General features: G+C 66.6%; 7 protein-coding genes and 2 pseudogenes. 4 read left to right on the forward strand and 5 right to left on the reverse strand.

Going from position 1 to position 6853, the window contains the following annotated elements:
• Window positions 1-431: 431 nt before the first annotated feature.
• Genes FMEAI12_RS32215 through FMEAI12_RS32230 form a run of 4 tightly spaced genes read left to right on the forward strand, consistent with a single transcriptional unit; the run spans window position 432 to window position 4033 of the window.
• Window positions 432-1703, forward strand: a complete 1272-nt coding sequence (locus tag FMEAI12_RS32215) for an aromatic ring-hydroxylating dioxygenase subunit alpha (RefSeq protein ID WP_112108966.1) — start codon at window positions 432-434, stop codon at window positions 1701-1703.
• Window positions 1700-2041, forward strand: coding sequence for a hypothetical protein (locus tag FMEAI12_RS32220; protein ID WP_112108967.1), 342 nt, complete (start codon window positions 1700-1702; stop codon window positions 2039-2041). The genes FMEAI12_RS32215 and FMEAI12_RS32220 overlap by 4 nt, the downstream gene beginning before the upstream one ends.
• Window positions 2038-3282 (forward strand): amidohydrolase family protein, encoded by a 1245-nt coding sequence (locus FMEAI12_RS32225; protein ID WP_112108968.1) that lies wholly within the window; start codon window positions 2038-2040, stop codon window positions 3280-3282. The genes FMEAI12_RS32220 and FMEAI12_RS32225 overlap by 4 nt, the downstream gene beginning before the upstream one ends.
• On the forward strand, window positions 3275-4033 hold the full coding sequence (locus FMEAI12_RS32230) for an SDR family NAD(P)-dependent oxidoreductase (protein ID WP_112108969.1): 759 nt from the start codon (window positions 3275-3277) through the stop codon (window positions 4031-4033). The genes FMEAI12_RS32225 and FMEAI12_RS32230 overlap by 8 nt, the downstream gene beginning before the upstream one ends.
• Window positions 4034-4089: 56 nt before the next feature.
• Here the strand turns inward: FMEAI12_RS32230 and FMEAI12_RS40330 are convergent.
• From FMEAI12_RS40330 to FMEAI12_RS32255, 5 genes and pseudogenes are all read right to left on the reverse strand, one after another.
• Window positions 4090-4296: pseudogene (locus FMEAI12_RS40330) on the reverse strand (integrase); the annotation flags it as partial.
• Window positions 4297-4345: 49 nt separating this feature from the next.
• Window positions 4346-4606 carry a hypothetical protein gene (locus FMEAI12_RS32240; RefSeq protein ID WP_112108970.1) on the reverse strand — a complete coding sequence of 87 codons (261 nt, stop codon included), beginning with the start codon at window positions 4604-4606 and terminating at the stop codon, window positions 4346-4348.
• A 245-nt stretch (window positions 4607-4851) separates the two neighbouring features.
• Window positions 4852-5538 (reverse strand): maleylpyruvate isomerase family mycothiol-dependent enzyme, encoded by a 687-nt coding sequence (locus tag FMEAI12_RS32245; protein ID WP_112108971.1) that lies wholly within the window; start codon window positions 5536-5538, stop codon window positions 4852-4854.
• Window positions 5535-6113, reverse strand: coding sequence for a TetR/AcrR family transcriptional regulator (locus tag FMEAI12_RS32250; RefSeq protein WP_112108972.1), 579 nt, complete (start codon window positions 6111-6113; stop codon window positions 5535-5537). Before FMEAI12_RS32250 ends, FMEAI12_RS32245 begins: the two co-directional genes overlap by 4 nt.
• Before the next feature lie 122 nt (window positions 6114-6235).
• Window positions 6236-6765 (reverse strand): annotated as a pseudogene (locus FMEAI12_RS32255) (integrase core domain-containing protein); the annotation flags it as partial.
• Between the last annotated feature and the right edge of the window lie 88 nt (window positions 6766-6853).

Here is a 6853-nt window from a genome sequence, read left to right on the forward strand (position 1 = left end):
ACGCGACGGCGGGGACTCGCCCGGGCTCTCCTGCGACTCTGACTCCACGAACACAAGGATCTCCGATCACCCCTCCGTAGCCAACCCGCACCCGCGAGGGTGTCTCACACGAGTCTGACAGGGAGGGGACGGCTCCGCTGTCGCGGTTTCGCCCGTGATCGACGTTGCACGGCCCGGCGGCGACCGTGGACCTGCCAGGACTCCAACGTCGCGCTCGGGGCGCCCCGCGCATCTCGGCGGTCCGGGTAGCGGCGGCGGGCGGCCCGCTGCCACCTGGCCCAACCCCTCCACATCAGTGTCAAGGACATGATATCAAGTGCTTGTGTTCGCCTCGGGGGCCGTATAGATTTCAGCCAGAGCGTTCTGGGGCAGCCCGATTCCAGCGCACACTCCCCCGGACCAGCGCTGTCATCTGAGGTAGAGGAGTAGCAGTGGCTCGTTGGCCCAAGCCGCCCGAAGGTAGTTGGACGGAGCACTATCCGGAGCTCGGGACCGAGCCGGTGTCCTACGAGGACTCGATCTCGCCGGAGTTATACGAGCTCGAGCGGGAGGCGATTTTCAAGCGCGGCTGGCTGAATGTCGGGCGGGTGGAGCTGCTGCCGAGGAACGGCAGCTACTTCACCAAGGAGATCCACATTGCCAAGACGTCGATCATCGTCTTGCGCGACAAAGACGGCAAAGTGCGGGCATTCCACAACATTTGCCGCCATCGTGGCAACAAACTGGTGTGGAATGATTTCCCTGGCGAGGAGACGAGCGGTACTTGCAGGCAGTTCACCTGCAAGTACCACGCCTGGCGTTACGACCTCGACGGGTCGCTGAATTTTGTGCAGCAAGAGGGCGAGTTCTTCGGCCTCGACAAGAATGACTACGGCCTCGTCCCCGTCCATTGCGACGTCTGGGAGGGCTTCATCTTCATCAACCTCGCCAAGCAGCCCGAGCAGTCGCTGCCGGAATTTCTCGGGCCGATGGTCACCGCGATCGAGGGTTACCCCTTCGACAAGATGACCGAGCGTTGGTACTACCGCTCCGAGGTGAAGGCGAACTGGAAGCTCTACATGGACGCCTTCCAGGAATTTTATCACGCACCCGTGCTGCACGCGAGGCAGTACCCGGCGAAGTTTGCCAACGCCGGACAGCAGAAGGGTTTCGAGGCGCCGCACTACCGGATCGACGGTCCGCACCGCCTGGTGAGCACAGCCGGGATCCGGACGTGGGAACTCGACCAGGACATGCGCAAGCCGATAGACGATATCTGCCGCAGCGGAAATTTCGGGCCGTGGGATATTCCCGACCTCGGCGTCGAGAAGATGCCGCCCGGCGTGAACCCCGCCGGTTGCGACCCGTGGGGGCTCGACTCGTTCCAGCTCTTCCCGAACTTCACGATCCTGATCTGGGGACTGGGCTGGTACCTCACCTACCATTACTGGCCGACGGCGTACAACAGCCACATCTTCGAGGGAACGCTCTATTTCGTCCCAGCGAAGACGCCGCGCGAGCGCGTGGCCCACGAGCTCACCGCGCTGACGTTCAAGGAGTTCGGCTTGCAGGACGCCAACACTCTCGAGGCGACGCAATCGATGCTGGAGTCCCGGGTGGTGGACCGGTTCCCGCTGGGTGACCAGGAGGTGCTGTGCCGGCACCTTCACAGGGAGACAGCCAAGTGGATCGACGACTACCAGCGCGGACGTGCGGGGGTATGACAGACGTGATCGAAATGCTGCCCAAGGAGTTCGCCGACCTCGAGCCATTCGTGGCTGACTGGTGCCTGCCGACCGAGCCAGAGCGTTACGACAAGCGCCTCGCCACCTCGATGGACGACATGCAGGCGTATTACGACGTCATCACGCCACGCGCCGAGGCGGCGCTGACGTACCTCGACCAGTACAGCCTGGACGACATGCCGGAGGAGGCGCTCAGGCTGCTGTACATGCTGTATTCGATGGTCATGGTGTCGTTCCCGGTCGAGTGCTGGCACCAGCAGCGCATCCCTGACTCGGGTGCGGCGCAGCTCGACTGCCTGGTTGCGCCGGTCCCGTGAGCGACGCGATCGTCCTTCGGGCCCATCGCTGGGTCGACATCGATGCCGGGTTGGTGAGGTCACCTGCGGTGATCGTGGTGGAGGGCAACCGCATAGTCGCGGTATGCCCCACCGAGCTTCCGGCGACGGCGACCGAGGTCGACCTGGGCGACGTCACGCTCCTGCCCGGACTGATGGACATGGAGCTGAATCTGCTCATCGGCGGTCCCGGTGGCCCAGACGGGCTGCCGAACCCGATGCACGGCGTCCAGGACGATCCGGTATACCGCACCCTGCGGGCCACCGTGAACGCCCGCGCGACACTGCTGGCGGGCTTCACGACCGTGCGCAACCTGGGGTTGATGGTAAAGACCGGCGGCTACATGCTCGACGTCGCGCTGCAGCGGGCGATCGACCAGGGTTGGCTCGAAGGCCCGCGCATCATCCCGGCCGGGCACGCCGTCACGCCGTACGGCGGCCACCTCGACCCGACCGTATTCCAGCGGCTTGCGCCCGGGATCATGCCGTTGGGTGTGGCCGAGGGCATCGCCAACGGCGTGGGCGAGGTACGCGCCTGTGTTAGGTACCAGATCCGTCATGGCGCGAAGGTGATCAAAGTATCGGCGTCCGGTGGCGTGATGTCGCACTCCACGTCGCCGGGCTCGCAGCAGTACTCCGACGAGGAGTTCGAGGCCATCACCGACGAGGCACACCGTGCGGGGATCCGGGTCGCCGCCCACGCCGTCGGCGACTCCGCAGTCCAGGCCTGCATCCGGGCCGGCGTGGACTGCATCGAGCATGGCTTCCTCGCCACGCCCGAGTCGATCCAAATGATGGTCGATCACGGGACGTTCCTCGTGTCGACGACATACCTCACCGAGGCGATGGCGATCGAGCGGGCGGCTCCCGAGCTGCAGAAAAAGGCCGCGGAAATCTTCCCGCGGGCCAAAGCGATGCTGCCCAAGGCGATCGCCGCCGGGGTAAAGATCGCCTGCGGGACCGATGCGCCGGCGATCCCGCACGGCCAGAACGCCAGGGAACTCGTCGCGCTGGTCGACCGCGGCATGACGCCGATACAGGCGCTGCGCGCTGCCACGGTCACGAGCGCCGAGCTCATCCAAATGGACGACGAGCTCGGCCGCCTCGCGGCTGGCTACCTCGCCGACGTCATCGCCGTCCCCGGCGACCCGTCCGAGGACATCACCACCACACAGGACGTCCTGTTCGTGATGAAGGAAGGTCGTATCTACAAACATGTCTGAGCAGCACGCACAGCACGTCGCCGTCGTGACCGGCGGCGCCTCGGGGATGGGTCGCTCGATCTGCGAGCAGCTCGCGGCGCGCGGGCACCGCGTCGCGGTGCTCGACATCAACGGTGACGCGGCGCAGGCCGTTGCCGACGAACTCCGCTCCGCCGGTGCCGACGCGCTGGCGTGCCGGGTCGACGTGGCAGACCGGCCGTCTGTCGATGACGCGTTGGGGAAGGTGCGCAGCGAACTCGGGCCCGTGGCGATCCTGGTAACCAGCGCAGGCGTGACGGCGTTCGAGCCCTTCACCGAGATCACCCTCGAGTCCTGGCGCCGCGTCCTCGACGTCAACCTGACCGGTACGTTCCACTGTGTCCAAGCGGCGATCCCCGACATGGTTGATGCCCGATGGGGTCGGATCGTGACGATCTCGTCGTCGAGCGCCCAGCGCGGCACGCCCGGGATGACGCACTACGCGGCGTCGAAGGGCGGCGTCATCACTCTGACGAAGTCGCTGGCCCGCGAGTTCGCACCATACGGGATCACCGTCAACACCATCCCGCCGTCCGCCATCGACACACCGATGGCGCGCCAGTCCCAGTCCGTCGGCAACCTGCCCAGCCGCGAGGTCATGGCCCAGGCCATTCCCCTGGGCCGCCTGGGTACAGGCGATGACATCGCTGCCGCCTGCGTGTTTCTCTGCTCTGAGGGGGCGGGTTACATCACCGGGCAGGTCCTCGGCGTCAACGGGGGGTCGGTCATATGACCCACCCGGCCCTGCTTCCGCACGACCAGTAGGGCGACGAAGCACGGGCCGTGTTCCCGATCCTTCGGTTCCAGGACCGGGCGGTTCACCTGCCGTCGCAGCACCGCCACCTGATGTCGCAGGACGAGGAGCTCCACGTCTTTCGCGGTGTCGCCACGCACGCGGAGCAACATCAGTCCGAGAGCGTTGCGTGTCAGGGCGTAGAGCAGCGACCACACCATGACCATCCAGCCTGCCCGAGGTGGGCCCTGTCCGGCGGGCAAACGCGCAGGTCACCGCTCGAATCGGGGTTCTGGAGCCCCACAGGGTTCTTCAGCCGGCGGCGCGGCGGGTCCGGCGGCGTCGGCCCAGCGCGCGGCCCGCGGCGGTGAGGCCGAGACCGACGGCGAGTGACGCGATGTTGAGAAGCCAGTAGAGCGGGTTGATGTCCTCGGGTGTGTCCGCGGCAACAACGATTGTCTGGATGACGAGGATGATCGCGAACACGATGGCGGTGATCAGGTAGGCGGTGCGGCGCCCGGAAATGTAGACGCCGAGCGGAACGGGCAGCAGTAGCATCGCGAACTGAACCATGACAGATCTCCTTTACGGGGTACATAGGAAACACAGGAAACGCGAGATCGCGGCAACCGAATAGAAGGCGTCGACGGCGCGCGACAAGAACGGCCTGGGTGTCGTAGCCGATCAGGATGGGATGAAGAGAAACGGGGGCATGGTCTTTCCGGGCACGCCACAGGTGTTTCTGAACCGTTTCAGATGGGATACGAGTTTCGGTACCGCCGGGCGACCAGGAACAGGGATCGAGTGATGCTTACGTGCTATGTCGATGCGGGCGTGGTGAGACGGGCGACCAGTTCGGGGGCGCCGTCACCGGAGACCTGCGGCAGGGCCGCCTGGCGGCCGGTGAGCAACAGGACGATCGCCTGGATCGGAGCCTGAACCTCGGGTCCGGTGCCGACGGACCACGACGTGTCCGTGGCGGTCAGGCGGAAACCGGCGATTTCTCGTCTCGCGGGAAAAGGTGGCGGCCATCGCATGGACCATGCGCGGCTGGCGGCGACGGCCGCGGCCTGGACAGGCATCTCGTGCTGGTGGCCCAGCGGTATGGCGATGTCCTGCCCGTGGACGAGGATGTCGATGAGCGTCTCCAGGTAGGTGACCCCGAAGTTGTGCCGCCGCGAGCCGACCGTGCCGCGGATCCCGGCGACGATCCGCGTCGTCGGTACCGTCGCCGCGCGCCGGCGGGCCGCATCGTGGATCGCCCGGTCGAGACTGCCGCGCGCTCGGAGGATCATCCTGACCGCTTCCCCCGGGCCGAGCTGCTGAAGGGTCAGGTGGGCGGCGACATCGCGCACCGTCCAGGCGTCGCAGAGCGAGGGCCGACTCCACTCGTCATCGGACAGCCGCTCCAGCAGGTCAGCGATGCTCTGCCGCTGGGCGTCGATCGCCCGCCACACCATCTCGCGGTCGATGGCGCCGCCGCGGTCTGGTTGCACTTCGGTCATTCCGTCCCCTCTGGGTTCCGCGGGCGGATAAGGCTCGACACGAGCGCGGTGATCTGCCGGGTCGGGTCGAACGCCGGATCGGGCATGGCCAGCTGATGCAGGACGATGCCGGTGAAGTGGTTCATGATGACGGGGGTGTCACGCTCGGGGTCAGTGGATCCGGCGGCCCGAACCCAGTTGGTGAACCACGTGTTCACGCGCCCGCCGCCGGCGGCCAGCTGGGTCCGAAGCGGTGGGTGGATAGCCGCTTCACCGAGGATCGCGTACCGGGCCAGGGTCAGCGTCCGCTGCGGACCTGTGCTGTCGACGGCGAATCTGACGATGACCTGAGCCAGTTCCTCGGGCGTGGTCGGGCACACCTCGGCGGCGATAGCGTCCCAGTTCTCCCTCTCCCGCTCGACGAACCGGTCCACGACCGCACCGAGGAGGGCGCCCCGGGTCCGGAAGTAGTTGGACGTCGAACCCGCTGGCAGCTGCGCGGCGACATCGACGCCACGGTGCGTGAGACCGCGGACACCTGACTCGCCGACCACGCGGATCGCGGTGTCAAGAAGGTCATCGCGGCGACTGGGCATGACGGGACACTACATCAGTAGTGGGTGCTACTACAAGTGTTGTACTCCGCTCTCGTGGCCGACGAGGCCAGGTGCGTGCCAGTGGGGTGTCAGAACTCGGCCACCGGCGTTGATCTGGTCTTTTAGGCGGCTCGTTCGTATTCGTTGATCAGGCCACCGAGGACAGGCCGGCGCTTGATCCGTGCCGTCGTGACGTCGGTGATCGGGTGGTCGGGTGGTCGGGCCGGGGTGGTTGAAGGCGGAGCGCGCGGTGCGGGCGTCGTCCGTTGTAGTGCCGTGCGTACTCGGCCAGGACGGTGCGCAGGTGCCGCTCACCGACGATCAGCATCCGGTCGGTGACCTCGGTCCGGACGGTTCGTACGAACCGTTCCGCGTAGGCGTTCGCCTGCGGCGTTCGGGGTGGGATCTTGATCGTGGTGATGCCGGCGTCGGCGAGGACCGCGTCGAACGACGCGGTGAACTGTCCGGCCCGGTCACGGACCAGGAACTGGAAGTCGGCCGCCCGGTCACCGAGGTCCATGAGGAGGTTCCGGGCTTGTTGGGCGGTCCACGGTCCGTCGGGGTGGGCGGTGACCCCGAGGATGTGGACGGTGCGGGAGCCGACCTCGATGATGAAGAAGCAGTACAGACGCCGCAGCGTCACCGCGCAGTCGTCAGGTAGCGGGGGCGCGTTGCTGCGCCCCCGCCCCTTCAGAACCCGGCGTGCCACTCGTCGCGGCACCGGGCTCAAGCGGCCCGCG

Origin of the sequence: Parafrankia sp. Ea1.12 (assembly GCF_900465275.1) — a bacterium.
GTDB classification, from domain to species: domain Bacteria; phylum Actinomycetota; class Actinomycetes; order Frankiales; family Frankiaceae; genus Parafrankia; species Parafrankia soli.

What these genes read in the sequence shown, in the direction of transcription:
- FMEAI12_RS32245 (WP_112108971.1), bottom strand. Translation starts at nt 5,538, where the DNA reads ATGACCGAAGTGCAACCAGACCGCGGCGGCGCCATCGACCGCGAGATG.
- FMEAI12_RS32240 (WP_112108970.1), bottom strand. Translation starts at nt 4,606, where the DNA reads ATGGTTCAGTTCGCGATGCTACTGCTGCCCGTTCCGCTCGGCGTCTAC.
- FMEAI12_RS32220 (WP_112108967.1), top strand. Translation starts at nt 1,700, where the DNA reads ATGACAGACGTGATCGAAATGCTGCCCAAGGAGTTCGCCGACCTCGAG.
- FMEAI12_RS32250 (WP_112108972.1), bottom strand. Translation starts at nt 6,113, where the DNA reads ATGCCCAGTCGCCGCGATGACCTTCTTGACACCGCGATCCGCGTGGTC.
- FMEAI12_RS32230 (WP_112108969.1), top strand. Translation starts at nt 3,275, where the DNA reads ATGTCTGAGCAGCACGCACAGCACGTCGCCGTCGTGACCGGCGGCGCC.